Source organism: Aeromonas sp. SG16 (genome assembly GCF_024436135.1).
In the GTDB taxonomy this organism is placed as follows: Bacteria; Pseudomonadota; Gammaproteobacteria; order Enterobacterales; family Aeromonadaceae; genus Aeromonas; species Aeromonas jandaei.
The window spans coordinates 1,354,150-1,380,365 of the sequence record NZ_JANFNW010000001.1 but is presented as its reverse complement, the minus strand read 5'-3'; the positions used below and the strand labels follow the sequence as shown (position 1 = coordinate 1,380,365).

The 26,216-nt window shown below is 58.7% G+C and carries 27 protein-coding genes and 3 tRNA genes; 13 read left to right on the top strand and 17 right to left on the bottom strand.

What is annotated here, in order from left to right; translation table 11 throughout:
- The first annotated feature begins 39 nt into the window (after positions 1-39).
- Positions 40-981: a hypothetical protein gene (locus NOM67_RS06285; protein WP_198037977.1), complete on the top strand. Its 942-nt coding sequence runs from the start codon at positions 40-42 to the stop codon at positions 979-981.
- Positions 982-1,125: 144 nt separating this feature from the next.
- Positions 1,126-2,316, top strand: a complete 1,191-nt coding sequence (locus NOM67_RS06280) for an amino acid aminotransferase (protein WP_255934734.1) — start codon at positions 1,126-1,128, stop codon at positions 2,314-2,316.
- Between the two features lie 77 nt (positions 2,317-2,393).
- On the opposite strand, the gene NOM67_RS06275 is transcribed toward NOM67_RS06280, so the two are convergent.
- Both NOM67_RS06275 and NOM67_RS06270 read right to left on the bottom strand, forming a co-directional pair.
- Positions 2,394-2,891, bottom strand: a complete 498-nt coding sequence (locus tag NOM67_RS06275) for a DUF2062 domain-containing protein (protein ID WP_104014464.1) — start codon at positions 2,889-2,891, stop codon at positions 2,394-2,396.
- Entirely contained in the window at positions 2,885-3,403 is a 519-nt protein-coding gene (locus NOM67_RS06270; RefSeq protein ID WP_255934733.1) for a DUF2062 domain-containing protein, read from the bottom strand. The genes NOM67_RS06275 and NOM67_RS06270 overlap by 7 nt, the downstream gene beginning before the upstream one ends.
- Before the next feature lie 27 nt (positions 3,404-3,430).
- Between NOM67_RS06270 and NOM67_RS06265 the strand changes: the two genes are divergently transcribed.
- The 11 genes from NOM67_RS06265 (at position 3,431) to NOM67_RS06215 (ending at position 14,010) form a co-directional block, all read left to right on the top strand.
- Positions 3,431-5,647: a DNA internalization-related competence protein ComEC/Rec2 gene (locus NOM67_RS06265; RefSeq protein ID WP_255934732.1), complete on the top strand. Its 2,217-nt coding sequence runs from the start codon at positions 3,431-3,433 to the stop codon at positions 5,645-5,647.
- A 439-nt stretch (positions 5,648-6,086) separates the two neighbouring features.
- A complete protein-coding gene (msbA, locus tag NOM67_RS06260; protein ID WP_042031161.1) occupies positions 6,087-7,850 on the top strand; it encodes a lipid A ABC transporter ATP-binding protein/permease MsbA in 1,764 nt (587 codons plus the stop codon).
- Positions 7,850-8,845: a tetraacyldisaccharide 4'-kinase gene (lpxK, locus tag NOM67_RS06255; RefSeq protein WP_255934729.1), complete on the top strand. Its 996-nt coding sequence runs from the start codon at positions 7,850-7,852 to the stop codon at positions 8,843-8,845. Before msbA ends, lpxK begins: the two co-directional genes overlap by 1 nt.
- 121 nt (positions 8,846-8,966) lie before the next feature.
- Entirely contained in the window at positions 8,967-9,155 is a 189-nt protein-coding gene (locus tag NOM67_RS06250) for a Trm112 family protein (RefSeq protein ID WP_005347033.1), read from the top strand.
- On the top strand, positions 9,152-9,901 hold the full coding sequence (gene kdsB / locus NOM67_RS06245; RefSeq protein WP_042031159.1) for a 3-deoxy-manno-octulosonate cytidylyltransferase: 750 nt from the start codon (positions 9,152-9,154) through the stop codon (positions 9,899-9,901). The genes NOM67_RS06250 and kdsB overlap by 4 nt, the downstream gene beginning before the upstream one ends.
- A 212-nt stretch (positions 9,902-10,113) precedes the next feature.
- Positions 10,114-10,758 carry a UvrY/SirA/GacA family response regulator transcription factor gene (gene uvrY, locus NOM67_RS06240; protein ID WP_033112896.1) on the top strand — a complete coding sequence of 215 codons (645 nt, stop codon included), beginning with the start codon at positions 10,114-10,116 and terminating at the stop codon, positions 10,756-10,758.
- A 128-nt stretch (positions 10,759-10,886) separates the two neighbouring features.
- A complete protein-coding gene (gene uvrC / locus NOM67_RS06235; RefSeq protein ID WP_041208502.1) occupies positions 10,887-12,740 on the top strand; it encodes an excinuclease ABC subunit UvrC in 1,854 nt (617 codons plus the stop codon).
- Between the two features lie 223 nt (positions 12,741-12,963).
- Entirely contained in the window at positions 12,964-13,518 is a 555-nt protein-coding gene (pgsA, locus tag NOM67_RS06230; protein ID WP_041208501.1) for a CDP-diacylglycerol--glycerol-3-phosphate 3-phosphatidyltransferase, read from the top strand.
- Positions 13,519-13,697: 179 nt separating this feature from the next.
- Positions 13,698-13,773: transfer RNA gene (locus NOM67_RS06225), tRNA-Gly, on the top strand.
- Between the two features lie 35 nt (positions 13,774-13,808).
- Positions 13,809-13,882 (top strand) — tRNA-Cys (locus tag NOM67_RS06220).
- 41 nt (positions 13,883-13,923) lie between these two features.
- Positions 13,924-14,010, top strand: a tRNA-Leu gene (locus NOM67_RS06215).
- 86 nt (positions 14,011-14,096) lie between these two features.
- On the opposite strand, the gene NOM67_RS06210 is transcribed toward NOM67_RS06215, so the two are convergent.
- The 15 genes from NOM67_RS06210 to NOM67_RS06140 all read right to left on the bottom strand — a co-directional run bounded on the left by NOM67_RS06210 (position 14,097) and on the right by NOM67_RS06140 (position 25,932).
- The gene (locus NOM67_RS06210; protein ID WP_255934724.1) at positions 14,097-15,266 is read right to left on the bottom strand and encodes a phage late control D family protein; all 1,170 of its coding nucleotides are present in this window, start codon (positions 15,264-15,266) and stop codon (positions 14,097-14,099) included.
- Entirely contained in the window at positions 15,263-15,754 is a 492-nt protein-coding gene (locus NOM67_RS06205; protein WP_185227719.1) for a phage tail protein, read from the bottom strand. The genes NOM67_RS06210 and NOM67_RS06205 overlap by 4 nt, the downstream gene beginning before the upstream one ends.
- A 12-nt stretch (positions 15,755-15,766) precedes the next feature.
- A complete protein-coding gene (locus tag NOM67_RS06200; RefSeq protein ID WP_255934723.1) occupies positions 15,767-18,169 on the bottom strand; it encodes a phage tail tape measure protein in 2,403 nt (800 codons plus the stop codon).
- Positions 18,166-18,297 carry a GpE family phage tail protein gene (locus NOM67_RS06195; protein ID WP_216948024.1) on the bottom strand — a complete coding sequence of 44 codons (132 nt, stop codon included), beginning with the start codon at positions 18,295-18,297 and terminating at the stop codon, positions 18,166-18,168. Before NOM67_RS06195 ends, NOM67_RS06200 begins: the two co-directional genes overlap by 4 nt.
- Before the next feature lie 8 nt (positions 18,298-18,305).
- Positions 18,306-18,590: a phage tail assembly protein gene (locus tag NOM67_RS06190; RefSeq protein WP_255934721.1), complete on the bottom strand. Its 285-nt coding sequence runs from the start codon at positions 18,588-18,590 to the stop codon at positions 18,306-18,308.
- Between the two features lie 63 nt (positions 18,591-18,653).
- Entirely contained in the window at positions 18,654-19,169 is a 516-nt protein-coding gene (locus tag NOM67_RS06185) for a phage major tail tube protein (protein WP_255934719.1), read from the bottom strand.
- Positions 19,170-19,181: 12 nt separating this feature from the next.
- A complete protein-coding gene (locus NOM67_RS06180) occupies positions 19,182-20,360 on the bottom strand; it encodes a phage tail sheath protein (protein ID WP_255934718.1) in 1,179 nt (392 codons plus the stop codon).
- Between the two features lie 171 nt (positions 20,361-20,531).
- Positions 20,532-20,894 (bottom strand): tail fiber assembly protein, encoded by a 363-nt coding sequence (locus tag NOM67_RS06175; RefSeq protein WP_255934717.1) that lies wholly within the window; start codon positions 20,892-20,894, stop codon positions 20,532-20,534.
- 12 nt (positions 20,895-20,906) lie between these two features.
- A complete protein-coding gene (locus NOM67_RS06170; protein ID WP_255934716.1) occupies positions 20,907-21,953 on the bottom strand; it encodes a phage tail protein in 1,047 nt (348 codons plus the stop codon).
- Positions 21,950-22,603, bottom strand: a complete 654-nt coding sequence (locus NOM67_RS06165; protein WP_255934715.1) for a phage tail protein I — start codon at positions 22,601-22,603, stop codon at positions 21,950-21,952. Before NOM67_RS06165 ends, NOM67_RS06170 begins: the two co-directional genes overlap by 4 nt.
- Entirely contained in the window at positions 22,600-23,499 is a 900-nt protein-coding gene (locus NOM67_RS06160) for a baseplate J/gp47 family protein (RefSeq protein WP_255934714.1), read from the bottom strand. The genes NOM67_RS06165 and NOM67_RS06160 overlap by 4 nt, the downstream gene beginning before the upstream one ends.
- Complete coding sequence (locus NOM67_RS06155) at positions 23,496-23,855, bottom strand: GPW/gp25 family protein (RefSeq protein ID WP_255934713.1); 360 nt, start codon at positions 23,853-23,855, stop codon at positions 23,496-23,498. Before NOM67_RS06155 ends, NOM67_RS06160 begins: the two co-directional genes overlap by 4 nt.
- A complete protein-coding gene (locus NOM67_RS06150) occupies positions 23,852-24,418 on the bottom strand; it encodes a phage baseplate assembly protein V (RefSeq protein WP_255934712.1) in 567 nt (188 codons plus the stop codon). The genes NOM67_RS06155 and NOM67_RS06150 overlap by 4 nt, the downstream gene beginning before the upstream one ends.
- 261 nt (positions 24,419-24,679) lie before the next feature.
- A complete protein-coding gene (locus NOM67_RS06145; protein ID WP_255934711.1) occupies positions 24,680-25,234 on the bottom strand; it encodes a hypothetical protein in 555 nt (184 codons plus the stop codon).
- Between the two features lie 41 nt (positions 25,235-25,275).
- The gene (locus tag NOM67_RS06140; RefSeq protein WP_255934710.1) at positions 25,276-25,932 is read right to left on the bottom strand and encodes a hypothetical protein; all 657 of its coding nucleotides are present in this window, start codon (positions 25,930-25,932) and stop codon (positions 25,276-25,278) included.
- Between the last annotated feature and the right edge of the window lie 284 nt (positions 25,933-26,216).

Sequence of the window (26,216 nt, the reverse complement as noted above, 5' to 3'; positions counted from 1 at the left end):
GCCAGTTACAGGGATGCGATTTACAGGGATGAAGTGCACATGATCGACTTTAGTCACCCCGAATGGCGGGCGTTGGCGCAACAGCTGCTCGAGTGTTCGCCAGCGGTGATCCGGGGCCGGCAATGGCAACCGCTGATAGGTCTGCTCAAGGATAACCAGCTGCTGCTTGCCCACGGCAACCACAGCTATGAATTGACCCCGGCCGGGCGCCGCTATCTGACTCGCGAGCTGATGCTGGCGGAGATCGCCACGGCGCCGCCTGCGCCGGAGGAGTGGCTGCACGGACAGGGGTGGCAGCTGGGGGAGCTGGTCAACGAACGGGTGCTCGCCGCGCTCTATCGCAAGAGCGAGGTGAACTTCACCCCCAACGAACAGATCGACTTCGAAGACAAGGGGATCCGGCTCTGCGCCGATCAGTTGCTGCGCCTGCGCGCAGCCCAGCCGTTCAGCCTCTTTTTCAGCGGTGGCACCCTGCTCGATGCAGCTCCCTGGCTGCAGGCCCTCGGTGAGATAGCACTCCCCGAGCGTACCCTGACCGGCCTTGGCAAGATCCTGTGGGGGGAGGGGGAGCTGCTGCGGGTGGTTACCACCGACAGCGTTGGTGCCTTTGCCGAGCTACAACTGCCTGCCGGTACTCTGCTGGTGTGGACGCCGGCGACTGCACAGCTGGCGCTGCAGCAGGTGATCGCTGCCCTGCCACCCAATGTGCAGTGGAGCCACCTGACCTCGCTCGATCCCGCCGGGGTCGACAGGGTGGTGGCGCTGGCCCAACGCTTGAGTCGTCCACCGAGCTGGTGGCTGCCCAGAGCACTGGCTCCCATCATCACCACCTACGCTATTCCGCTCGGGGAGGCTCGCCGCTGGGAACCGAGCCGGATCCCCAAATCCTTGTTGGCAATTTGTAACGGTTTGGTTGAGTCAAATGGTGCCTTGTCGGCCGAGGTGTGCGCCCTTGCACCCGAGTGGCATGCCGTTGGTTGAAATCCCCGCCAGAGCAGGCCAAAAAGCGGTTTTCCCCCACGGAACGCGATGATATAAAGAGTTGACGAAGCGCTCGCGGATGAGCGCTTTTGTTTACCACGCCGCTTTGCCACCCACTGAACTCAACGGAATACAGGGAATACCATGTTTGAAAAGGTTGTTGCCGCCCCAGCGGATCCGATCCTGGGCCTGACCGAAGCCTTCCGCGCCGACTCTCGCAGCCACAAAATCAATCTGGGGGTCGGGATCTACAAGGATGAGACCGGTGCCACCCCCATTCTTCACTGCGTCAAGCAAGCCGAGCAGAAGCTCCTGACCGACGAGAAGACCAAGAATTACCTCGGTATTGAAGGCAATATCGAATATGGCCGCATCGTGCAGCAGCTGCTGTTCGGGCAGAACTCCGCGCTGGTCGCCAGCGGACGCGCCAAGACCGCCCAAGCGCCGGGTGGTACCGGTGCCCTGCGTATCGCCGCCGAATTTGTGGTGCGCAACGGACTGGCCAAGACCATCTGGATCTCCGATCCCACCTGGGCCAACCACGTCAGCGTGTTCCAGGCCGCGGGCCTGACCGTCAAGTGGTACAAGTACTACGACGCCGCGACCAAGGGGCTCGACTTTGCCGCCATGCAGGCTTCGCTGGCTGAAGTGCAGGCAGGCGATCTGGTGCTGCTGCATGGCTGCTGCCACAACCCGACCGGTATCGACCCCACCGCTGATCAGTGGCGCGCGCTGGCTAAGCAGAGTGCCGCCGCCGGCTGGCTGCCGCTGTTTGACTTCGCCTATCAGGGCTTTGCCCGCGGTATCGAAGAGGATGCCGAAGGTCTGCGCATCTTCGCCGAGTGCCACGACGAGCTGCTGGTGGCGAGCTCCTTCTCCAAGAACTTTGGCCTCTATAACGAGCGGGTCGGCGCCTTCACTCTGGTCAGTGCGACCAAGGAGATCGCCGACGTCGCCTTCACCCAGGTCAAGACCGTCATTCGTGCCAACTACTCCAACCCGCCGTCACACGGCGCCGCCGTCGTTACTGCCGTGGTGAGCGATCCGGCCCTCTATGCCGAGTGGGTTGAAGAAGTGGCTGCCATGCGCGTGCGCATTCGCGAGATGCGCGAGCTGCTGGTGGAGAAGCTGGCGGCCCTCGGCGTGAGCCAGGATTTCAGCTTTATCCGCGAGCAGAACGGCATGTTCTCCTTCTCCGGTCTCTCCAAGGATCAGGTGGAGCGCCTCAAGAGCGAGTTTGCCATCTATATCGTCGGCTCCGGCCGGATCAGCGTGGCCGGTATTACCCGTGCCAACATAGATCCGCTTTGCGATGCCATCGCCAAGGTGCTGTAACGCCAGTCGTTAACCGCACTACTGAAAAAGCCCGTCACGCCAGTGACGGGCTTTTTTGATCCAGCCGGGTGAGCTGTTCAGCGAGCGCCTTGCAACCAGCGGCGCAGCTGAAGCACCAGCAAGGTGAGGGCGCCACCCAGCAGTGCGGTGAGCACGGCCAGCAGCATGCTGCCAAGCAGGAAGGGGGGAACAAGAGTTGCCGCTTCCTGCTCCAGCCAGTGGAGCGTCCAGGTGAGATGGAAGGGCTCCGGCGTCTTGTGCAGCACCAGACAGCCGGTGCGATAGGCATAGAGGTACATGAAGGGGAGGGTGAGCGGGTTGTTGAACCAGACCGCCAGCAGCGCCAGCGGCAGGTTGAGGCTGAACGCCAGCGCCAGCCCGACCGCGATGAGCGAATGCATCGGGATGGGGAACCAGCAGGCGAAGATGCCGGCCGCCACGGCGCCGCTCAGGGCGCGAGTGCCCCCTTGCCAGAGGGCGGGAGCGAGCAGTCGCTCACCAAACAGGGCAAACCACTTCTGCTTGCGCAGGGTATCGGGATCGATTTTGAAACGGGAGAACCAGCGACTCAGCATGGGCGTGCCACCTTGCGTTTTTGCCACTGACGCACCGTGCTGATGCGCCAGAAGGTGCGGAGCACGGCGTAACCGATGAGCGAGCTCAGCAGGGCCAGTACCAGCGAGCCCAGCAGGAGCGGCGGGGCGACGGTTTCAAATACCGATACCAGCCAGGCCCAGGTGAACTGGATGTCGACATGTTGCGAGGTTTGCCCCAGCAACTGGCAACCGACCAGATAGGCGCCATAGAACATGGGGGGAATGGTCAGTGGATTGGAGAGCCAGACCAGCGCCACAGCGAGGGGCAGATTGACCCGGCAGGCGATGGCGAGCCCGGCGGCCAGCAACATCTGGCAGGGGAGCGGCACCCAGGCCATGAACAGCCCCACGGCGAAGGCACCCGCAGCCGAGCGCCGGTTGAGATGCCAGAGATTGGCATCGAGCAGCAGGCGACCAAAAAGGCGCAAGTGCTTGTGTTCTTTCAGGGTTTGCGGGTCGGGCATCCAGCGTTTGATGAGTCGTTTGGGCATATTGAAACCTTGCTAAATACTTGCACCATGGATCTGCGTCTGTTGTCGTTTGCCCTCGGGGCAAGCTCCTCACTGCTCTGGCCATGGTTACCTTCACTTGCATGGGGGGGCCTGTTGCTGTCCCTGCTGGTTCCCCTTGCCTGTTGCCGCGCGTGGCGGCTGCTGTTTCTGCTGCTTGGCATCCTCTGGATGCAGGCCACTCTCTCGTATCATCTGGCCTGGCTGGAGCTGCTGGACAAAAAAACGAGCCATATCATAACCGCACAGCTGCAAAGTGCAGAGTCCGAAGGGGAGAAATTTGTCCGGCTGACCCTCAGCGTCCATGAACTGGATGGTCGGCAGCTCCGTCCGTCCCCCCTGATCCGGGTCAACGCCTATCAGTCGTTACCGCCCCTGACGGCGGGTAGTGAACTGACGCTGGTGACCACTCTCAAGCCGGCCCACGGCCTTGCCAACGAGGCGGGAATGGATGGCCGTCGCCTGCTGCTTGGCAAGGGCATTACGGCTACCGGCAACCTGCGTCGGGTGATCCATATCGCGCCGGTGGCGCCCGGACTGCGCGAGCGCTGGCTGGCGGCGGCCAACGAGAGCTGGCGCACTCTTTCTCAGGGCTCCTTGCTGGCGGCGCTCACCTTCGGCGAACAGAGCGGTATTACCGATGAGCAGTGGAGCCTGTTTCGCGGCAGCGGGCTGACCCATATCATCGCCATCTCTGGCCAGCACATTGCGCTGGTGGCGGTACTCGGCTGGTGGCTGGGCAGGTTGTTTGGCCTGCGTGGCGCCATCATCACTTCCCTGCTGTTTGCCGCCACTTACAGCTGGCTGGCGGGGTTTGCTGTGGCGACCGAGCGGGCTCTCATCATGGTACTGGTCTGGAGTGTGTTGCGCTGGCGACGGCGGGAGTGGCCGACCTACCGCATCTGGCTCTGGGCTTTTGTGGTGCTGACCCTCTGGGATCCCTTTGCCCTCTACTCGGCCGGCTTCTGGCTCTCGTTTCTGGCGGTCGCTATCTTGCTGCTGGTCGGTTACTTCCATGAAAAGCCAACCCTCTGGCAGATCCAGCTCTGGATGCTGCTCGGTCTGCTGCCGTTGCAGTTGGCGCTGTTCGAGGGGATTGCGCCGCTTGCCATGGTGATCAACCTGCTGGCGGTACCGCTCTTTTGCATCGTCATTATTCCGTTGGCGCTGATTGGCGTGCTACTGGCGCCGCTCTCTGGCACGCTCGCCTACGGGGTGTTCTGGTTGGCAAATCTGGGTCTGGAGTGGGTGCTCACCCTGCTCGATATGCTCGCCTCCCGAGTCCAGCTCTGGTGGCCACTGCCGGGCTGGTGGCTGCCGGTGAGCACGCTCTTGCTGTTGCTCTGGTTCTGCTGGCAGTGGCGGGTGGCCCGCTGGCTCTTACTGCCGGGGCTGCTGGCCCTGACGCTTTTTCTCTGGCCGGCGCCGCCGCGCTGGCAGGTGCGGGTGCTCGATGTGGGGCAGGGGTTGGCCGTGCTCATCAGCAAGGGGGAGCGCGCCATCCTCTATGACACCGGCGATCGCTATCCCGGTGGCTACAACATGGCGGATACGGTGATCCTGCCCACCTTGAGCCACCTTGGCATCCGGATCATCGATCGCCTCATCATCAGCCACAAGGATCGGGATCATGCGGGCAACCGCAAGCGGCTGCTCAGCGCCCTGACGGTGCGCAGCGAGCTATCCTCCTACCCTTTCACCCCGTCAACCACCCTCTGCCAGCGCGGTCAGGCATGGTCATGGCAAGGGTTGCAGTTTCGTGTGCTCTGGCCAGAACAGCCCGGGGCAGGGCACAACAACGACGGTTGCGTGGTACGCATCAGCGATGGCGAGCGCAGCGTGCTGCTGAGCGCCGATATCGAGCGGCAGGCGGAGCTGCGGCTGGTGGCGCTCGAGGGGGCCGGGCTTGCCAGCACCCTGCTGGTGAGCCCGCACCACGGCAGTCGCACCTCCTCCACCCCGCCTTTTGTTGCCGCCGTGGCGCCTCGTTATGTGGTGCACAGCGCCGGCTTCATGAACCAGTGGGGCTTTCCCCGTCCCGAGGTCGTCGCTCGTTATCAGGGAGCGATCCAGTGGGTGACCGGTCTGGGCGGGGAGGTAGTAATTGCGCCGGTCGCAGGTGGCCTGCAGGTTGAAGCCGAGCGGGATCATGGCCCCTGGTACCGGCAAGCTGGCAACTGGTGGCAGCCAAGAGTATGGGGAGATCGGCCAGCCCCATCACCTTGAGCGGAGCTGTTTCTGCCACCCGTTTTTCCCGCTGGCGCCCTCTTGCACCGACCATATTGTTGCAAATTTCTACGTTTTAAATGGGGTTCAGTCTTACTGGTGAAACAATCAAGGGGTGGCAAGTCGAGCCTTGTGGGCCAGAGTGACCAATACTGGGTGGCCGAATAGCCCCGTAGTGATATTGCTGGTCGGCCGCGGCCTGTATGGAGCCGGAATGCAGAGGCCGTGAGGATGCCGGGTTGGTGCAATGGTAGCCCGCGTGCTCCATGGCACGGCCGGCCGTCTTATGAAAAGGCGAATATGCGGGATAATCGGAGCGTGATGAAGGCATCTCATCCCTGATTTGGGGGCCGAATCCCTGCTATCTGTATGGTGGCGCTTGGTGGATGTCTACTGTTTGGCTAGAATACCCCGTCATTTCCATTACCAACGGCTATTCATGCAACAAGAAACTTCACAAGGTAGCTGGCCAGTATTCAAGCGTCTGCTCGGTTATGTCCGTGACCGCAAGCTTGGCCTGATCGGCGGCATCATCGGCATGCTGGGTTATGCCGCTGTCGACACCACCTTCGTCTACTCCATCAAGCCGCTGATCGATCAGGGGATCAACGGCAACGATCCGACCGTACTCAAGTGGATGCCCTTCTTCGTACTGGGCATCGTGGCCCTGCGCGGTGTCGCCAACTTCCTCTCCAACTACTGCATGGCCTGGGTCGGCAACCACGTGGTGATGCGTCTGCAACAGCAGGTGTTCAATCACATGGTGGCGATGCCGATGAGCTTCTTCGACCGCCAGAACACCGGCCACCTGCTCTCGAAGGTGACCTATGACGCAAGCCAGGTCTCCTCGGCGGCGAGCACCACCCTGGTGACCCTGGTACGGGAAGGTGCGACCGTGGTCGGCCTGCTTGGCCTGATGTTCTGGCACTCCTGGCAGTTGTCGGTGATCTTTCTGGTGGTGGGCCCGTTGGTGGGCATTATCATCGGCCTTATCAGCCGCCGTTTCCGTCAGATCAGCCGTCACATCCAGCAGGCGGTAGGTGATATCACCACCTCCACCGAGCAGATGCTCAAGGGGCACAAAGAGGTGCTGATGTTTGGTGGCCAGAAAGTGGAAGAGAAACGCTTCTTCCAGGTCAGCAACAACATGCGCCAGCAGACCATGAAGATGGTCGCGGCGGATGCCATCGGCAGCCCGGTAGTGCAGATGGTGGCCTCCATCGCGCTGGCCGCTTTCCTCTATGTGGCCACTGTCGACAGCGTGCGCAGCACCCTGACTGCCGGTACCTTCACCGTCATGATCACCTCCATGATGATGCTGCTCAAGCCGCTGAAAAGCCTGACCGACGTCAACAACCAGTTCCAGCGTGCCATCACAGCCTGCCACAGCCTGTTTGGCCTGCTCGACACCGAGCCGGAGCAGGATACCGGTACCCGTACTCTGGATCGCGCCCGTGGCGAGATTGAGTTTCGCAATGTCACCTTCACCTACCCGACCAAGGACACCCCAGCGCTGCACAACGTCAGCTTCAAGGTGGAGGCGGGTAAGTCGGTGGCGCTGGTGGGCCGTTCCGGCTCAGGCAAGAGTACCATTGCCAGCCTGTTGACCCGCTTCTACGACATCGATCAGGGGGAGATCCTGCTCGACGGCGTCAACATCCGCGAATACAAGTTGAGCGAGCTGCGCAAGCAGTACGCGCTGGTCTCCCAGCATGTTCACCTGTTCAACGACTCGGTGGCCAACAACATCGCCTACGCCGCGGAAGAGAAATACAGTCTCGACGAGATCAAGCAGGCCGCCCGCATCGCCCATGCCGACGAATTCGTCAGCAAGATGAGTCACGGTTACGACACTGTAGTTGGCGAGAACGGTGCATCCCTCTCTGGTGGTCAGCGCCAGCGTGTGGCCATCGCCCGCGCCCTGCTGCGCGATGCGCCGGTGTTGCTGCTGGATGAGGCCACCTCGGCCCTCGATACCGAGTCCGAGCGCCACATTCAGGCGGCCATCGACGAGCTTTGCAAGGCGCGTACCTCGCTGGTTATCGCCCACCGCCTCTCCACCATCGAGAAGGCGGACGAGATCCTGGTGATCGACGAAGGACATATCGTCGAGCGTGGCAACCACGCAGCACTGATGGAGCAGCGCGGCACTTATGCCCAGCTGCGCGCCATTCAGTTTGGCAATGCAGGAAACAAGGCCTGATGCTGGAACGGCTCTGGTATCGCAAAAGTGGCTGGCGCTGGTTGCTGGCCCCTTTTGCCCTGCTGTTTGCCATCATCAGCGGCACCCGCCGCTACGCCTATCGCCACCGCTGGCTAAAGGGGTATTGCTCCTCCTTGCCGGTGATCGTGGTGGGCAATATCTCGGTGGGGGGCAACGGCAAGACCCCGGTAGTGGTCTGGCTGGTGGAGCAGTTGCAGGCACGCGGCTATCGCCCCGGGGTGGTGAGCCGTGGTTATGGCGGCAAGGCTCCCTATTACCCGTATCGGCTCGATGCCGCCAGCACCACGGCGCAGGCAGGGGATGAGCCGGTGCTGATTGCCCGGCGCTGCGGCTGCCCCGTGGTGGTTGCCCCGAAACGGGCCGATGCGGTACGACTGCTGGAGCAGAGCGGTGAGGTGGATATCATCATCACCGACGACGGACTGCAGCACTATGCGCTTGCCCGCGACATCGAGCTGGTGGTGGTGGACGGTACGCGCCGTTTTGGCAACGCCTGCCTGTTGCCGATGGGGCCGCTGCGCGAGCCGGTTACCCGGCTCAAACGGGTGGACGCCATCATCTGCAACGGCGGCGAGCCGGGCAAGGGGGAGTACCCCATGCAACTGGTCGCCGACGCGCCGCGTCGGGTATGCGATGATGCGCCGCTGGCGGCCCCTCTCGCAGGGCCCGTCGATGCGCTGGCGGGGATCGGTCATCCGCCCCGCTTCTTTGCCACCCTCGAGGGGCTCGGCTATCAGCTGGATCAGCAGGCAGCCTACGGCGATCATCATCCCTTTGATCGGGATGAGCTGGTGGGCCGCTTTGCCAGCAAGCCGCTGCTGATGACCGAGAAGGATGCGGTCAAGTGCCGCCCGTTTGCCCTCGATAACTGGTGGTATCTGCCGGTCAGCGCCGAGTTGCCCGCCTCCCTGCTCGATGCTCTGCTGCACAAGCTGGGGACGAAGGCGAAGGGCGCGGCCAGGGCGCAAGATTAAGCTCTCTCGCCTCGGCGGGGGAGCAGGGGGTTGATATGCCCCGTATGGAATAGCTGGTTGCTCGACATCCATCGCTGGCGTGATGAAGCCGCCAGCGCGACATCGTTGAAGGAGTATCGTTTTGGCTTTGGACATCAAGTTGCTCGACATCATCGCCTGCCCGGTCTGCAAGGGTAAGCTGCACTACAACAAGGCCGTGCATGAGCTGGTCTGCCGCTTTGACAAGCTGGCCTATCCGCTGGAGGAGGGGATCCCGGTACTGCTGGAGAACCGTGCCCGTCCGCTCAATAGCGACGAGCTGCCGTCATGAGTTTCGTCGTCGTCATTCCGGCCCGCTATGCCTCCACCCGGCTGCCGGGCAAACCGCTGGCTGACATCCATGGCAAGCCCATGGTTCAGCACGTGGTGGAAAAGGCCCTGCAATCGGGGGCCGATCGGGTGATCGTCGCCACCGATGACGAGCGGGTGCAGCAGGCACTGCTGAGCACCGGCGTCGAGGTGTGCATGACCTCACCGGATCACCAGTCCGGCACCGAGCGTCTGGCCGAGGTGTGCCGTCACTACGGTTTTGCTGCCGATACCATCATCGTCAATGTGCAGGGGGATGAGCCGCTCATTCCGCCCGCCATCATTCGTCAGGTGGCGGACAATCTGGCCGCTGCCACGGCGCCGATGGCGACCTTGTCGGTGCCGATCAGGGATGCCGAAGAGGCGTTCAATCCCAATGCGGTCAAGGTGGTGACTGACAAGGATGGCTACGCCCTCTACTTCAGTCGCGCCACCATCCCGTGGGATCGGGATCGCTTTGCCAACAGCCATGAGCAGATTGGCGACCACTACCAGCGCCATATCGGCATCTATGCCTACCGCGCCGGCTTTATCCAGCGTTATGTGGACTGGGCGCCGAGCGTGCTGGAGCAGGTCGAGGCGCTGGAACAGCTGCGGGTGCTCTGGTACGGGGAGAAGATCCACGTGGCGCAGGCACTGGAAGCGCCACCGGTTGGCGTGGATACCCAGGCCGATCTGGAGAAGGTGCGAGCCTTTCTGGCGGGTTGATCCGGCAGGCTGAAGATAAGAAAAACGGTGTCGCAAGACGCCGTTTTTTGTTTTGAGTATCTCGATAATTATCTGATTACAAACACTATAAATGCGCTTTATCAAACTTTTGGCGTGCATGGTTTGCCAAAGCGGCGAGTTTGGTTATGATGCAAGACGCCCTGTTAACCCTAACCGGGCGGCCAAAACGAGATAAAAAACGGGGTGTTTGGGTGATAAATGTATTCCTGGTCGATGACCATGAGCTGGTGCGTACAGGGATAAGACGCATTCTGGAAGATGTTCGCGGGATCAAGGTGGTAGGCGAAGCACAGAGTGGCGAAAACGCAGTTGCTTTCTGTCGTCAGCACCATCCGGACGTGATCCTGATGGACATGAACATGCCGGGTATTGGTGGTCTGGAAGCGACCCGCAAAATTCTGCGGATCCGCCCCGATGTGCGCATCATAGTGCTGACCATCCACTCAGAAAATCCCTTCCCGACCAAGGTGATGCAGGCTGGCGCCGCTGGTTACCTGACCAAGGGGGCCGGGCCGGACGAGATGATTCAGGCGATCCGGTTGGTGCACTCCGGTCAACGCTATATCTCTCCGGAGATTGCCCAGCAGATGGCCCTGAGCCAGTTTGCCTCGGCGGACGAGAACCCCTTCAAGTCCCTCTCCGAGCGGGAGCTGCAGATCATGATGATGATCACCAAGGGGCAGAAAGTGACCGATATCTCCGAGCAGCTCAACCTGAGCCCGAAAACGGTCAACAGCTACCGTTACCGCCTGTTCAGCAAGCTGGGGATCAATGGTGATGTGGAGTTGACCCATCTGGCCATTCGCTACGGCATGCTGGATGCCGACACCCTGTAACCGGGGTCGTGTGGTCACCAAGGCGGCATTTGCCGCCTTTTGCTTTTTAGCCCCCTTTTGCATTTTCATGAGTGGGCGCAGTATGCTCTCCCCGTCTTTTTGCCTTCATCCGTTGAGTCGAGTTGCCGATGACCCTCTCTCCCGAGCCCCTTTTTGACAGCAAAGCCTTTCTCGCCGCCGTGACGCACCAGAGCGGCGTCTACCGCATGTATGACAGCGGCGGCACCGTCATCTACGTGGGCAAGGCCAAGGATCTGAAAAAACGGCTCGCCTCCTACTTTCGGGCCAATGTCGACAGCATCAAGACCCGTACTCTGGTGCGCCAGATCGCCGATATCCAGGTCACCGTCACCCACACCGAGACCGAGGCGCTGATCCTCGAGCACAACCTGATCAAGCAGTACCAGCCCCGCTACAACGTGCTGCTGCGGGACGACAAATCCTACCCCTGGATCATCATCACCGCGCACCAGCATCCACGCATCGGCGTCCATCGCGGAGCCCGCAAGATCAAGGGGGAGTACTTTGGCCCGTACCCCTCTGGTGGCGCAGTGCGCGAGAGTCTGCACCTGATGCAGAAGATCTTTCCGGTGCGCCAGTGCGAGGATGCGGTCTACGCCAACCGCACCCGTCCCTGCCTGCTCTATCAGCTCAAGCGCTGCGCAGGCCCTTGTGTACCCGGACTGGTGAGCGAGGCCGAATATGCCCAGCAGGTGGAGCTGGCCAAGCTGTTTTTGGCGGGCAAGAACCAGCAGGTGATTGGCGAGCTGGTGGGCAAGATGGAATCCGCCAGCGGCGATCTGCGTTTTGAAGAGGCGGCCCGCTATCGGGATCAGATCCTGGCGCTGCGCCGGGTCACCGAACAGCAGTCGGTGAGTGGCAACGTGCTGGATGAGCTGGATGTGGTGGGGGTGGCCTTCGAACAGGGGGCGGCTTGCATCCACGTGCTCTTTATCCGTCAGGGCAAGGTGCTCGGCTCGCGCAGCTACTTCCCGAAAGTGCCGGCCGACACCCAGCTCGACGAGGTGGTGCAATCCTTCCTGCTGCAGTTCTATCTGTCGGGGCAGGGGGGACGGCAGATCCCGAGCGAGGTGCTGCTCGACGTGGCGTTGGAAGATGAGAACGTCATCGCCGAGACCCTGAGCCAGACCGCCGGCTACAAGGTGCGGGTGGTGAGCCGTACCCGTGCCGAGCGGGCCCGCTTCATCAAGCTCGCCTCCATCAATGCCGAGACGGCGCTGCGCTCGCGGCTTGCACACAAGAGCACCATCACCGCCCGTTACGACCAGCTGGAAGAGCTGCTGGAGCTGGAGCGCCCCATCGCCCGCATGGAGTGTTTCGATATCTCTCACACCATGGGGGAGCGCACGGTGGCCTCTTGCGTGGTGTTCAACCGGGAGGGACCGCTTAGCTCCGAATATCGCCGCTTCAATATCGACGGCATCACCGGCGGCGATGACTACGCGGCGATGGAGCAGGCGCTGGAGCGGCGCTTTGGCAAGCAGCAGGAGCCGGACAAGGTGCCGGACGTGCTCTTTATCGACGGCGGCCTCGGCCAGCTGCGCCGCGCCGAAGAGATCCTGGCGCGCCAGCTGGAGTTCCTCGGTGGCAAATATCCGCTGCTGGTGGGCATTGCCAAGGGGGTCACCCGCAAGGCGGGGTTGGAAACGCTCATCATGGGGGAGAGCCACGAAGAGTTGCATTTGCCAGCAGATATGCCCGCTTTGCACCTTATTCAACATATTCGCGATGAATCCCACCGTTTTGCCATTACCGGCCACCGGGCACGGCGAGCCAAAGCCCGCACCAGCAGCACGCTGGAGGATATTCCGGGAGTGGGGCCGAAGCGGCGTCAGGCACTGCTCAAATATCTTGGCGGCCTGCAGGAGGTGAAAAAGGCGAGTGTGGATGAACTGGCCAAGGTTCCCGGCATCAGTCAGGAGCTGGCCCAAGCCATCCACGATGGCCTGCATTCAGCCTGAGTGTTGAATGACACTGTTTTTTTCATGTGATGATTAACCGGGAACATTCGCTAACTCCTTGATGCACAAGAGCCGTGACGCAGGGGGGCCGTAAATGCCATAATGGCGCGGTATTGCGAAAGGGTTGATGGATTAAAAAAGACCAAGACGGGCGTCAGTGCGGTTGCATCGCAAATCGGCTTTGGCGCACTATGTAGCGACGTACAAGAAGTGGCTGAAAATAATGACAAACATACCTAACATGCTGACGTTTTTCCGGATTTTGCTCATTCCCGTCTTCGTCATCCTGTTCTATCTGCCTTACCAGTGGTCCTATCTGGCCGCTGCCATCGTCTTTATTCTGGCCGCTGCCACCGACTGGTTTGATGGCTATCTTGCCCGCAAGCTCAATCAATCCACCGCCTTCGGTGCCTTCCTTGACCCGGTTGCCGACAAGATCATGGTAGCCACTGCACTGGTCATCATCGTCGAACACTACAACACCATCTGGGTCACCATCCCTGCCATGACCATGATTGGCCGCGAGATCATCATCTCCGCTCTGCGCGAGTGGATGGCTGAGCTCGGCAAGCGCTCTTCGGTGGCCGTGAGCTGGATCGGCAAGTGGAAGACCATGATCCAGATGGTGTCGCTGACCGGTCTTATCTGGCAGTACAACGTCTGGATGGTGTGGCTGGCCTACGTGCTGCTCTATGTCGCTACCGTGCTCACCTTCTGGTCGATGTTCCAGTACATGAAGGCGGCCTGGAGCGATCTGACCCATCACTCCAGCTTCTGAGTTATCAGGCAGTAACAGGCCGTTTCTCGCAATTTCAGACAAAAAACGGCCAAAGGCGCTAAAGTGTGCAAAAAGGGCAAAAAACGCCCGAACGATCAGTTAATTAAATATTTCTGGTTGACTGGGCGGGGAACATCGCTAGAATGCGTCCTCGTAGTCAGGCAGTCAGCCAGACCGATGCGGGAATAGCTCAGTTGGTAGAGCACGACCTTGCCAAGGTCGGGGTCGCGAGTTCGAGTCTCGTTTCCCGCTCCAAATTCAGACAATAGAGAGCCAACTCTCTTTTGCATGGCGCGTTAGCAAAGCGGTTATGCAGCGGATTGCAAATCCGTTTAGTCCGGTTCGACTCCGGAACGTGCCTCCATATTGACAAGCCCGCGGCGCGAGCTTGATACCGATTACGGTGCCCGAGTGGTGAAATCGGTAGACACAAGGGATTTAAAATCCCTCGACGTTCGCGTCGTGCCGGTTCGATTCCGGCCTCGGGCACCATTAAAATCAATGACTTACAAAGGCCGCTAAAAATAGCGGCCTTTTTCTTTTCCCCCAGTGTCCACATTTGATCCACACAGTTTTTTCTATTCCACCTCCGGCAGGTCGTCGATGGCCACTTCGAGGTTGATTGTGTTGGTGTATCCGCTGTTGGTCAGGCTGTGGCTGACCTTGGTCAGCACCCAGCTGGCCTCGTCTATCTGCGGTTTGAATCCCCTGACGGTGGTCGGTTGTTCCGGGTATAGCTCTGGCCGACCTGTGGCGAGGGTAATCTCGAACTCGGCAACGCCACGTTGCAGGCGATCCCACTCGGCGCGGGCTGCGCGCATGGCGTTGGTCTGGTTGGCGTAGATGTGGCGCAGCACCTTGACGTTCTCGCTGTCGCCGATCAGCAGCTCGCGGCCCTCTTTGTCGACGGTGGTGTCACTCGGCAGTTCCTGTTCCGGTTTTGGCTTCTTCTTGCGTTTGCGCTTGACGGTCGAGCCTTCGGTGGTGGCCTTCTTCGGGTCGTGCCAGTTGGCCACGACGCCGGTGTAAGCGTCACGGTCTGCGACTGAGAAGGTGTGCTGGTCACCGTCCTTGCGGATGATGGTGACTGATGGGAGTGGTTTGCCGCTGGCGGTGAGCCCCTTGCCCTGGCCGATAAAGAGCAGCCGCCCCGATTTGATGGTGGTCAGGGCGCCACATTGACCGGCCAAGCGGGTTAGGAAGGATGGATCGCTCTCGTTCTGCTGGTCGATGTGGTCAATCTGCATGCCCTTGAAGCGTTCTGCGCAGGCTGGGATCAGGCTGTGGCGCTGGGCGATGGCATCGACAATGCTGCCGACGGTCTGCTGGTGATAGCTGGTCTGGCGCAGCTTGTTTAGGTTGCCGCGCAGATCGGCAGACTTGCCCCGGATGGTGAGCTTGTCCGGGGTGCCGGTGTGCTCCACCCCGTCGATGGTGTATTCCCCTTTATCAACCAGCGGTTGACCTTGCCAGCCGATCATGACGCGCATTCTGGCACCACGGCGCGGCATGGCCAGCTTGCCGTCGCTGTCGTCGAGTTCGATGTCGATGGTGTCGGCTTCAAATCCGCGATTGTCGGTGATGTTGAGGCTAATCAGGCGGGGCCTGATGGTGGCGGATACATCCTTGCCGTCGATCAGCAGCTGATAAGCCGGCACCTTGTGATCGGCCCCTTCAATGCTGAATTGCCCCAGCTGGCTGGTCAGGTTGCTGCTGACCGCTTGTTTGGCGTTTTCGAACAGGCTCACAGCAGGCCCCCGATCTTGTTGCCGATGGTGCCGACGATGTTGCTTATGCCCAGTCGGCTGGCGATGCCACCAATGGCACGGCCCTGCAGCTTGCTGCCAAAGGTGGTTTCGTCGTCGTCCACGCGCTTGAGGTTCATGGTGAATTCAATCTTGCGGGCGGCGCCATCTTGGAAAAACTCGCTGCGGGTGACGCTGGTGCGCTCGATGACGAAATAGCCCCGCATCACTCCGTCCCCCTGGATCAGGGGGAAGGCTTGGCCTGTGGCGGCCATTTCGTGGAGCAGGTCGAGGGTGACAGGCCCGCCAGTCAGTTCAGGGTAGAGGGTGCCAGATAGCACGGTGGTTTCATCATCCGGCCCGGTGAACTGGTAGGCAGGACGGGCGCCGACCCGAGGGTTGCCCGGGTGGCGCCATGCGCGGTCATCCTGTTGTGACTGGGGGGCGAAGGTGGAGCGCTGGAACACGAACCAGCCCAAGGTCATCATCATGGTGGTGCCTCCTTAGTTGGTGTCGCGCAGGCTTGCGCGGGTGCGCGCTGATGCCTGACGTTGGCGGCGATCCAGCTCACGGCGTACCTCTTGCGCCACATCGGCGCCGGATTGCCCCGGCTGCTGGACGATGCTGATGGGGGCGTGAATCTGGGTTGTCCCGCCCCCTCTGGCCGGTGCCAGTTTGGGCGCTTGATACATGGTCGGCCCGTATCCGGTTGCCATGGCTGGCTGGGCATAGTTTCCGGTCAGGTAACCCGATTGCCGCACGGTAGCGGTGACAGCCGATCCCCCTTTCATCCAGTCCGGCAGGATGTCTGTGATGGATTTCACCTTGGCCTTGAGTTCTTCCCATTTGGCCGAGATGCCGCCGATCAGGCCGTCGATGATGGCTTTGCCTGCATTGAGCGCCCTGGATGGCAAGGTGGTGAGGTAGTCCCAGAATTCACCGGTTGCCGCCTTGCATTTCTCCCAGGTGGATTTGAACCACGGCCCGAGCTGATCCCAATTCTTGTAGATGAGGTAAGCCCCTGCAGCGATGGCGGCAATGCCCGCGATAATCCAGCCGATGGGGGTGGTGAGGATGGCGAGCCCCAGCCTTAAAAATCCCATGGCTAGCCACTTGAGCGGTGCAAGTAATCCTGTAATCACCTTGCCCAACAAGGTTCCTTGGATCCCCAGCACTCCGAAGGTCAGTTTCATGATGGCCATCGGCCCCAAAATTGCGGCAACGGCCAGCGACAGACCACCGAAGGCTATAGCGGCTACGGATGTTAAACCGGCAACTCGCATCAAGGTATTTGAGAGCTCAGGATTGCGCTTTGACCAGTCACCGAGGCGTTCTGATATGTCTGCTATCCATTCGGTGATGGATTTAAGCTCCGGGCTGATGGCCTCCCCGAAGTTGACCATGGCGTTGGTGAATGTTCCGGTGGCTGCATCCCACAGGTTACCAAGCGTTCCCAGCTGGGCATTTACCCGCTCTTGCAGCGCTGCTTGAGCTGCCATCTTTTTCTGGGTTTCTCTGTAACCATCGAGTCCTTTATTTATCATGAGCTCCAGTGCCTGCAGGGTTTCGGCATCATCACCAAAAATGTCTTTAAGTACCTGTAGTCGGCGCTCTGTATTCAGTGTTTTCAGCTTTGCCAGCTGGGCGTACATGTTCTCAAGCCCTGCAAATTCTCCTTTCCCGTCTGTGAAGTTGAGATTAAGCCCTGTTCCCTTGGTCGCTTTGCTGATCTTCTTGGTGTTCATGCTTAGCTGAAACACTTTGCGATAGGCGTTACCAGCTGCTTCACCACTCATTGCCGCCTGATCAGCCATGACGATGAGTGGAGCCAGAGTAGCAGCTGCATCAAGCCCGCCTTTTTTCAGAACACCGAGCGCAGGCGTCAGCTTGCTGAATGCCCCGAGCATGTTTCCGCTATCCACGCCCAGATAGTAGGAGCGCTGGATCACGTCCATCAGGCCCATCATGTCTTTTTCTGCGGTGCCGGTGGCGTCTTGCAGCTTGGCGGCAAACAGGGCTGCTTGGTCATATGGCATTTTGAGCTGTACCCCGAGATAGGCGGTTGCCTGCCCCAGACCGCCCAAGATGGCTTTGGCACTCATACCTTGCTGGATCAGGGTGCTCATCATGTTCTGAAAGTCTGCCGTGGTGCCCGGCAGCTTGTTGCCGAGCTGGGTGGCAAGGGTGCTGATGGCTTGAAACTCTTTTCTGAGTTGCCCCCCTTTGCCCATCATCGAAACCTTGAGGTCAACAACTGATGTTTCTGCCTTGGCGAACTCAATCACCGGCTTGAGGGTGGTCATACCCATTGCCGTACCTGTGGCCAACGCAGCGGCGCCATGGCCTGCGATTTGGCCGCGTAGCTCCTGGGTCTGGCGGTAGTTGGCTTTGACCTGGGCTAGGCGCTTTTGCTGGTTGGCAACCTGGGTCAGCTTGCTGCGCTGTTGTTCCAGCTGGGCGGTGGTGGCGGCCAGATCGGTTTTAAGCTGGCGCTGGTGCTGGCTCAGTTGCTTGGTGTTGATGCCAGCCTGCAGCATGGCTGTTTTCATGGCGCCATGACGGCTGACCATTTCCTGCTCTTTGCTGGTCAGGTCTCGGACGGCGGTCTTTGCCCGTTCCAGATCCCGTGTCATGGCTTTGGTCGGGTTGGCGGTGGCGCTGAGTTCGCGGGCCATGCGCTGGGCGGTTTGCTGGGCACTGGCCAGTTCTGCCCTGGTGGCGCCAATCTGTTTGCCGAGGGTGCGATAGCCGTCAATCTGGCCGCTCTGCTTTTCTAGGTCACGAATTTTGTTTTTGGTATCCAGCAGGTCTTTGGCGGTAATGCGGCTTTGGCCGGTGACGGCCTTGAGGGGGGCGGTGAGTTTGTCCACCGCCCCGAGCAGGATTTGTAATTTGAGGGTGCTCATGATTCGTCTGCCCCGTTGATGTGGTTGTATCGCTCAACAAGGCGTTGGTGCCAGCCCATCAGCTCGTCGAGCTCCATGGCGTCCATCTCTGACGGTGGCCAGTGGACGATGATGGCCAAGTCGGCCATCAGGTCGTCTACGCAGTGAGGTAGGCCATTTTCTTGGGTACCAAAAAAGCGGCCACCTCCTGCCCCAGTTGCATCATGTCAGCCGGATCGAGGGCGCAGGCTTCTGCTTCGGTCAGTGCCGGGTTGGTGATGCGCGGCAGCAGCTTGGTGATGGCGTTGACATCCATCTGCAGGATGTCGGTCAGGTTGAGGCCGCGCAGTTCGCCGGATTGCGGTTTGCGCACGTTGATTTCGGTGATGGTGGTTTCGCCGCGCTGGATGGGGGTGTCGAGGGTGACAACGTTCATTTTCATGGTGTTTTTCCTGTTCGCTATGTAGTAACGGGCGGCCATGCCGCCCGGATGTGGTTGGGTTGATTAGAGGCCGATGGCCGCGCGGTGTGCTTCCATCATGTCGACGCCGTTGACTTTCCAGATCATGTTGATGGTGTCGATCTCGACCAGTTCTTCATTGTCGATGGTCACCTTGTAGTAGGTGTTTTTCATGGTGACTTTTTGCTGGGAGTTGTCGCCGGTCTTGAGGGTGCCGCCATCGAGCTGCTGGATGCGGCCACGCTGGACGATCTCGACCGCCGATACCTTGCCGGTGTCGTCGCGCTGGAAGGAGCCCGCAAAGCGGAGCTGGACGCCGTCAATCTTGGCCTGATGCTGCTTTTTGAACAGGGCTGATTCGTAGCCGCCGAAGGTGAACTCGGTATCGAGGGCATCATCTTCGAGGCCCATGTTGATATGGGCCGCCCCCGGCATACCGCCGGCGCGGTAGGCTTCAAGTTTCAGCGCCTGTTTGGCCGGGGTGTACTCTTCGCCAACGCCGATCCAGTTGTCGCCGTCGAGGAACATGTTGAGGTATTTGAGTTTGCGAGGTAGTGCCATTGTTGATGCTCCTTATGCTGCGGCCACGCGGGCGGCGAAGTCGACCAGATAGCGGTCGGTGATGCGCTGCTGGAACATGAGGTTTTCGAGCGGCGGCACGGGGGTGTAGTCGTAATCGATGTAGAGCTTGCCCGCCTTGAGGGTGTCTTTGTCGTTGACCTCCTCGTTGTACCAGCAGTCGAAACCGATGAGATAACCGAGGGTAACCAGCTCGCGGCCCTTGGCCTTGATGCCTTCGATGATGTCTTTGACCAGGGTGGGGGTCAGCGGCTTGTCTACCGCCCACATGTGGGCTTCGGCGATGGTGTCGGCGAGGATCTGGGCGGTGCGGGTGTAGTTCTCGAACTGGAACAGTGGATCGTCCGAGCAGGTGCGGGAGCCCCAGAAACGGAACCCTTCGGACTGGATCAGGCAGGCTACATCGTTGGCATTGAGCAGGCCCGCGTCGGTGTCGGGGTCTTGCAGGCTCCAGAACACTTGCTTGGTCACCCCCTGCACGCCAGTGACGGCGACGTTTGAGAGGGTCTTATGCCAGCCAATCTCTTTGTCGATTTTGGCGCGCATGGCCATGGCTTTGGCGGTGGCCCAGATGGTGGCCTCTGCGTTGGCAGCTGTGTCCCATTTGGTGAAGTCGCCATGCACCAGCATGACTTCACGCTGGCCGAAGTTCTGGCGATAGGCCAGCGCCTCGGTCGGGGTGTTGCAGCCGTGTGTTGAGACATAGGTGAAGGCGCGCAGCTTGATTGCCACTGCGGCCTGTTCGGTGGCGACAGGCAGGGTGTCGAGCCCCGGCGCGCCGATGATGCGCGGGGTGATGCCGACGGCAGAGCTGGCCCGTTGCAGTGCCTTGAGGCCGGTGAAGCTACCATCCGGCAGCGCTTTGCCGATGACGTTGGAGGTGGTCTCTTCGTCGGTGGCGCCTTTGGCTACGCGCACGACGATGGTGATGGTGTTGACTGTGTCGGCGATCGCTTGCAGTGCTTTTGCCAGGGTGCCCTTGGTGCCTGCTTTGCCAACGACTTTTTGCACGTCGGTAATGATGACCGGCTTGTTGAGCGGGAATACGGTGGCGTCGGCATCGTCCGCATGACCAAGCAGGCCGATCACGGCGGTGGCAATGGTGCGGATGGTGCGGGTGCCTTCGTTGACTTCGACGACGCGCACGCCGTGGTGGTAACTGTCGAGTGCCATGGTGGCGGTTCTCCTGTGTCCGGACGGAGGTGATCAATATGAGCACGGTCAGGATGCAGGGGCGGCGCACGGCGGGCGAGCTGGCGCCGTTGTAAATGGCCTCTTTACAACAGCGGCAGAGTGACGGCAAGCAGAAAGAAAACACCCCGCACAGGGCGGGGTGTTGGTTGGTCAGATGACCTTTTCCGGTTCGGTGGGCAGTTGCGGCGACTCAGGCCAGCCGGTTTGTTCTGGCACCAGCGTCAGCTCGTAGCGGTAGCGCTGCCAGTCTGCCAGCAGTTTGGTGTGCTCCGGCTTGGCGTAGCCGCCATCAACAGCTGGTTTGATGATGGAAATTTGCTTATTGGCTTCTGCCATGGCAGATGCCAGCAAACTTTCAGCCGCTTGTACCGGATCAATAGTGCTTCCCCCAACTGATAGCTCTGCCAACTTTATTTGGTATTCCTCTTGTGTTAGCTCTTGCGCGTCTTCGGGAATGGTTGAATGGATGCGGCTATCGTAGAACCCCTGTTCTTTCTCGCTGAAATACATCATGTATGATGGCCTCTACTTTCCTATTGCTATCCACATAAAAGGTACCGTTACGGTTGTTGCTTGCGCTGATACCCTTAGAGTAAACCCAGTTTTTGTCTTTCCTTCTGTTGTATGAGAAATCCAACCGTTCCCTATTCCAGATTGCAGGTTCCCTGAAATAGCCGCGCAAAATGATGTGAATGACAGAGGGAAAGTAACGGGATCTGAAGTGGGCGCACCAGGATAGGCAACGATGTTACGAGCGTAGAATGTGCCCCATTGCAAAATGAAGCCGCCTAACCATGTTGGAAACGCGATATATCCACCGGCTTCCTGCAGTGAGATAGAAAATCCTGCACGCATTTTCTTTGGCGTTACGGCTACATCATCTGAGGTTCCAGCATTTGTTTGATCCTGTGATGCGACTTTCATCATCCCCAGCACGGTTTCGCTGGCTTGCTTTACCCAACCCCACAGGGTTTTCACTGTCACCACAGCATCGGATTTTTGTTTTGCCTGGTCTGTTTCATTCACTTCTGCCAGGGTGGCGTAGCGGGTGAAGCCTTTGGCTGTTTCGCTGGCGTCCGGGTGATCGCGGCTTTCCTTATGCGCCTTCATCACTTCATCGACATATTTGCGGGTTGCCAGCACCACGGCTGGATCAATCTTGAGTTCAACCGCGCTGGTGTCGCTGACAATCAGCACCATGCGAATGATTTGGGTTCGTCCCGCGCCACTGGTGAGCAGCGGCTTGTAGGTATCCGGCACATTGGCGATGGCGATCAAGGTGTTGCTGTCATCGTACAGGCCTACGCAGCGTATCCACCATCCGCCCACGTCTTCCGGGATGATCTGTTCTGCTACCAGTTGGGAGGCGGCGAGCGGATCGGTGAACAGGGTGTTGATGGCTGCGCGGCGTTTTTCGCCTGGGATGGCGGTCATTGCAGGATCGGGTGCGACCGGTTGGCCGTTGCCATCGCCCACCCCCATCTGGGTGAGCTTGAGCGGCACCCCCAGCGCGATGGCGTTGGCGAGTTTGGCCGCTCCGGCATTGGTCAGGATGGCTCCAAAATTGCTCATGCTGTCCTCGTGTTGTTGGTAAGTGGGTTGATGGTGATGGTGTCTATGGTGTGGGTGATACCGCCGTGCCAGCTATGGCCAGAGACCACGATGGGCCCCGGCTGGTATGGGTAAACGGTCAGCTCCTCCCCCAGATAGCAGGCGGCGCCCAGATAGGCTTTGCCTCTACTTTCCAGACTGATGGCGAGCCCCGTCAGGTGGCGGGTCAGCGGTTTGGCGTCGTCAATGAGCCGCTCCAGCTCTGCGTACATCTCTGCGGTGATGCCAGTGTCGAGCACGCCGACATCGAGCTTGAAGGTACCCGGTGCGGCGTTCGGTGTTTGCTGATACCAGTGCAGCACCCGGATCAGGTAGCCGAGCGGTTCGACGGCGCGGCGAATGGCGCCGACGGTGCCCTTGTGGCGATGCACGAACGGCGCGTTGGCGATGACCTTGCGCTTGGTTGCTTCCGGCCAGTTCTCATCCCAGCGATCGACCGACCGTTCGGCGGCCAGACTTGGCAGGCGCCATTCCGGGCAGGTGTGCGGGTTCCAAAGGGTGCGCAGCACATCGACCGGCAGATCGCAGGCTTTGGCGTTGACGGTGGCCAGCCTGCGCTCGGTTGGTGTTGCATTGGGTGGCAGCAGATCGCGATTCTGTTGAGCGGTCATGTTGCGGCCTCGACGGTGTACTTGGTGCAGTAGGCAGCCTGGGTGTCGGTTGGGATGATGTCTGCCCAGCCGACCAGCTCGACCCATGTCACGCCCGGCACATGCAGCACGGCCTTGATGGCGGAGTCAGCGATGCGCACGCCGATCCGTTTGCGCGGGTTGACCCATGCGGCCAAGGCATCGCGTGCGGCTTTCAATGCCATCTCTTTTTCTGCGCCGGTGAGTTCCATGTGCAGTTTGGCGGTGATGGTGTAGTGCAGGATCCCCGCGCTCTGGGTGGTCAGGCGGTCGGCAACCGGGATGCGGTCTTCGTCTCGGCATTCCGCATCGGCTTTGGCGATCAGTTCAGCGCTGGCTGAGCCGTCTCCCTCGCTGCTGATGATGGTGACCACGGCCACAGCACCGCTTGGGCTTATGGCTTTGGCGTCGATGATGCGGCCATCAGCCGAACGCGCAAAGTATTCGTATGATCCTCTGGGGCCCGCTGTGCTCATGGCATCCCACGCCATCAGTGCGCGTTCGCGCAGGGCTTCGTCGCTTTCCATTATAGTGGGGAGCGGCGGGGTGGCGGTGTCGTCCCCCTGCTGCACGACCAGCCGCTCGACATTCCAGTTTCCCACCAGATTATCGAGGTCTGCCCCTTCCGCCCATGCCAGCATATTGGACACTGACGCGCTGTTGATGCGGGCGCGCAGGATCAGCTCGCGGTAGGCGTTCTCTTGCAGGTGTTTGGTGATGGGCTCCGATTCGAGCGCCAGCGTGGCGGTGATAGCTGCCTGCTGGTCTGCCGGATAGAGGGCAATTAGGGCCGCTTTACGCTCGGCAAGGATGGCCTCGTAGTCGAGCAGTTCAAGGGCATCCGGTGCCGGCAGTTTGGAGAGGTCGATGATGTTCATGAGGTTGCTCCGGTCGGTAGCTGGACGGTGCCGGATTCGAGCAGGCCGTTGTCGGCTCGGCGCCATGTGAGGGTGACGGCGCAGCCGCCACCCAGTTCAGGGGCGCCAATCTCGACCTTGGTGATGCGGATGCGTGGCTCCCAGATGGTGAGCGCGTGAACGGTGGCGGCCATCAGGCGCAGGCGGGTTGCGCCGTGCTGTGGCTGGTCGATGAGGCTGAATATTTCGCTGCCGTAGTCGCGGCGCATGACGCGGGCACCGATGGGGGTGGTGAGGATGTCGCGCACCGATTGCAGGATGTGGGCGGTTTCGCTGATGGTGCGGCCGCTTTCGGCATTCATGCCTACCCAGTTCATATGGGGCCCCCTGATTTGTCGCTGCCGCGTTGCACGTCTTTGTGGCCGTGGGTGGTGACTTCGATGCCGCCAATGGTGGCTGTTGGAGCGGTAATCTTACCGCCCGCGCTGATGGTGGTGCCGACCTTGAGCGCCTTGGTGCATTCGACCAGCGGGGTGATCAGTTTGACCGTCACGCTGGCGGTGATAGCGGCGGTTTTAATGCCGGATGCGGTGAGTTCACCGGTAGTCGGGTTGTATTCGATGACAGCACCATCCGGGTATTCGATGCGGTCGAGATCGCCGTTGTCATCGTCGGCCAGCGGCTCTTGGTGCTTGTCCTGGTAGATGCCCGCCAAGACAAAGGCGTTGCGCAGGTCGCCGCCAAGGCTGAACAGGATCACCTGCTCGCCGACGCTCGGGCGCATGCGGCGGCGGGTGCGACCAGCGCGCAGCACCAGATATGGCCGCCAGTCAGTGTGGTTGCCTTTGGTTTCGACGCGGCATTCACCGGAGCGCACTTCGGTCACGGTTCCGATGCGGATCAGGTCGTCGATTTTGCGGAGTAGTTCGATGGTATCCATGAGGGGGAGTGTGTTTTGCCACAGCCCCCCTTTGCTACCTGCCGCCGTTGTAAACGGCGGTTTTACAACGATCGGGAGATGTCATTTATGAGGGAGGATTCAATCTGGTGGATGTAAATTAGGCGTTTGAGTTCGGTGGGGGGAGGATAATGTGGTGATGGTTTTGGAAAATGGCGGGCTATCCGAGGAGGCCAGTGTATCTACGGCTGATACACTGGCGAGGAGGATTATAGGTCTTTGATGATTGCCCTAATTTGGACGCTATATGTATATCACTTTTCGAGACGCGACTAACATACTAAATAATAACTCATCGCAGCAGTACGAAGCGCATGCATCCCCCACACAGTATTTCTTCTTCTTTATATATAAATCTCCCGTAAATGTAGTATCAACATGCCATCCATTCGCAATGTGAGCACTAATGGTAGATTGGTGAGGGTGCCCATAAGAATTTATTTTACCACAAGATAAAACAGCACAGTTCCCTCTCTTAACCTTTGGGTGCCGTTCACATTTAAAACTACCACCATGATGAGGAATAACTAAAGCGTCCAGAGTATAATTGTTTAAAAAACCACACTTCTTATAAGGTGCGTCACCGGTGATTAGTAGGTTTTTTGAATGGTTTGATTCCATTTCGCAGGGAGCTAAATTCCAGTGTTCATTTTTACAAACGGTAACTAATCCTGATAGATTTCTATCACTGTTTTTAGGAAGCTTGTAAATGTCAAGTATATTATTGCCAATGCTTTTTATATTGTCAGGCCACAGGAGCAAATTTCCATTATGATGTAGGTCACTTGCTAATTTCATATGCGAAACCCCTATGGGTTCTTGTTGGGGGACAATCCACTTTATTTTTTTAGACGGTTTTCGACCTCAGATGAGGCCCAGTGATCTTTATCCCAATGAGTCAGAATAACAAAAGCCTCATCAGAAGGATGAAATGCCGGGTTTATGTTTATGTCGTAGTTTTGATTTATTCCCCTACCAACATCGACATAGAATAGCTCCTTTGAAGAATAGAAATCTTTTGCAGCAATAGAGTTACCTTGACCTACATTCATTACATTTATAATAAAAGAATGGTTCTCAATTTTGTCGATTACGTCTTTTATGGAATTCTTATTAGAAGGTGTAAATCGATTTAGTGAGAATGTTTTCTCTAATTCAATATTCTTTTTTGAACGTTTCTTTAATGTGTTTATTTTATATATCCGAGACTCATTGTTTATAGTGCCTCCTGAAATATCAATCATGCTGCAAAATAAATTTCCAATTTCTGTTGATAAAAATATCTCATGCCATCTATTTTGCTTTAATAGTTGAATTTCTTTGTGTTTTTTACTGTGTCTTGGTATTTCTATTGATATTGTGAGTGTGCGTAGTTCAGATATCTCGCGAAGCGATGAAAAAGGTCTGAAATCAATTGTTGCAACACAGTCAAACATTAACTTGATAGTATTATTTGAAATTTCCTTACTTTCTAAAAAACCAAAATATTTGTCCATTGTAGAGTCACCGATGTATTTTTTTTGCCTTATTTAAGGTTTGTGTTGATTTTTTATGCAGAGAGTTATACCTCCCTAGTATATATTGAGAACACAAACATAACCCATGTGCTGAGTCATACCTAACATGTCAATACTAGCTGTAAGATGCGGCTGCAATTTTAAGGTAATCCGCACCATTGTTATGGTGTGTTTGTTGGGGATAACCGATATTAATCGCTTTAGTTTGGCTTGTTGGCAGAACTGTGGCCACAGTTCGTTACGCTGATTGATCCTTGTCACAT

Coding starts and splice junctions, on each gene's coding strand:
- NOM67_RS06140 (WP_255934710.1), bottom strand. CDS start 25,932: ATGGACAAATATTTTGGTTTTTTAGAAAGTAAGGAAATTTCAAATAAT.
- NOM67_RS06180 (WP_255934718.1), bottom strand. CDS start 20,360: ATGGCACTCGACAGTTACCACCACGGCGTGCGCGTCGTCGAAGTCAAC.
- msbA (WP_042031161.1), top strand. CDS start 6,087: ATGCAACAAGAAACTTCACAAGGTAGCTGGCCAGTATTCAAGCGTCTG.
- NOM67_RS06270 (WP_255934733.1), bottom strand. CDS start 3,403: ATGCCCAAACGACTCATCAAACGCTGGATGCCCGACCCGCAAACCCTG.
- NOM67_RS06205 (WP_185227719.1), bottom strand. CDS start 15,754: ATGATGATGACCTTGGGCTGGTTCGTGTTCCAGCGCTCCACCTTCGCC.
- NOM67_RS06200 (WP_255934723.1), bottom strand. CDS start 18,169: ATGAGCACCCTCAAATTACAAATCCTGCTCGGGGCGGTGGACAAACTC.
- kdsB (WP_042031159.1), top strand. CDS start 9,152: ATGAGTTTCGTCGTCGTCATTCCGGCCCGCTATGCCTCCACCCGGCTG.
- NOM67_RS06190 (WP_255934721.1), bottom strand. CDS start 18,590: ATGAAAATGAACGTTGTCACCCTCGACACCCCCATCCAGCGCGGCGAA.
- NOM67_RS06280 (WP_255934734.1), top strand. CDS start 1,126: ATGTTTGAAAAGGTTGTTGCCGCCCCAGCGGATCCGATCCTGGGCCTG.
- NOM67_RS06145 (WP_255934711.1), bottom strand. CDS start 25,234: ATGAAATTAGCAAGTGACCTACATCATAATGGAAATTTGCTCCTGTGG.
- NOM67_RS06275 (WP_104014464.1), bottom strand. CDS start 2,891: ATGCTGAGTCGCTGGTTCTCCCGTTTCAAAATCGATCCCGATACCCTG.
- NOM67_RS06160 (WP_255934714.1), bottom strand. CDS start 23,499: ATGAACATCATCGACCTCTCCAAACTGCCGGCACCGGATGCCCTTGAA.
- lpxK (WP_255934729.1), top strand. CDS start 7,850: ATGCTGGAACGGCTCTGGTATCGCAAAAGTGGCTGGCGCTGGTTGCTG.
- NOM67_RS06175 (WP_255934717.1), bottom strand. CDS start 20,894: ATGATGTATTTCAGCGAGAAAGAACAGGGGTTCTACGATAGCCGCATC.
- NOM67_RS06185 (WP_255934719.1), bottom strand. CDS start 19,169: ATGGCACTACCTCGCAAACTCAAATACCTCAACATGTTCCTCGACGGC.
- NOM67_RS06150 (WP_255934712.1), bottom strand. CDS start 24,418: ATGGATACCATCGAACTACTCCGCAAAATCGACGACCTGATCCGCATC.
- NOM67_RS06265 (WP_255934732.1), top strand. CDS start 3,431: ATGGATCTGCGTCTGTTGTCGTTTGCCCTCGGGGCAAGCTCCTCACTG.
- uvrC (WP_041208502.1), top strand. CDS start 10,887: ATGACCCTCTCTCCCGAGCCCCTTTTTGACAGCAAAGCCTTTCTCGCC.
- NOM67_RS06155 (WP_255934713.1), bottom strand. CDS start 23,855: ATGAACTGGGTAGGCATGAATGCCGAAAGCGGCCGCACCATCAGCGAA.
- NOM67_RS06165 (WP_255934715.1), bottom strand. CDS start 22,603: ATGACCGCTCAACAGAATCGCGATCTGCTGCCACCCAATGCAACACCA.
- NOM67_RS06285 (WP_198037977.1), top strand. CDS start 40: ATGATCGACTTTAGTCACCCCGAATGGCGGGCGTTGGCGCAACAGCTG.
- NOM67_RS06195 (WP_216948024.1), bottom strand. CDS start 18,297: ATGGCCGACTTGGCCATCATCGTCCACTGGCCACCGTCAGAGATGGAC.
- NOM67_RS06170 (WP_255934716.1), bottom strand. CDS start 21,953: ATGAGCAATTTTGGAGCCATCCTGACCAATGCCGGAGCGGCCAAACTC.
- pgsA (WP_041208501.1), top strand. CDS start 12,964: ATGACAAACATACCTAACATGCTGACGTTTTTCCGGATTTTGCTCATT.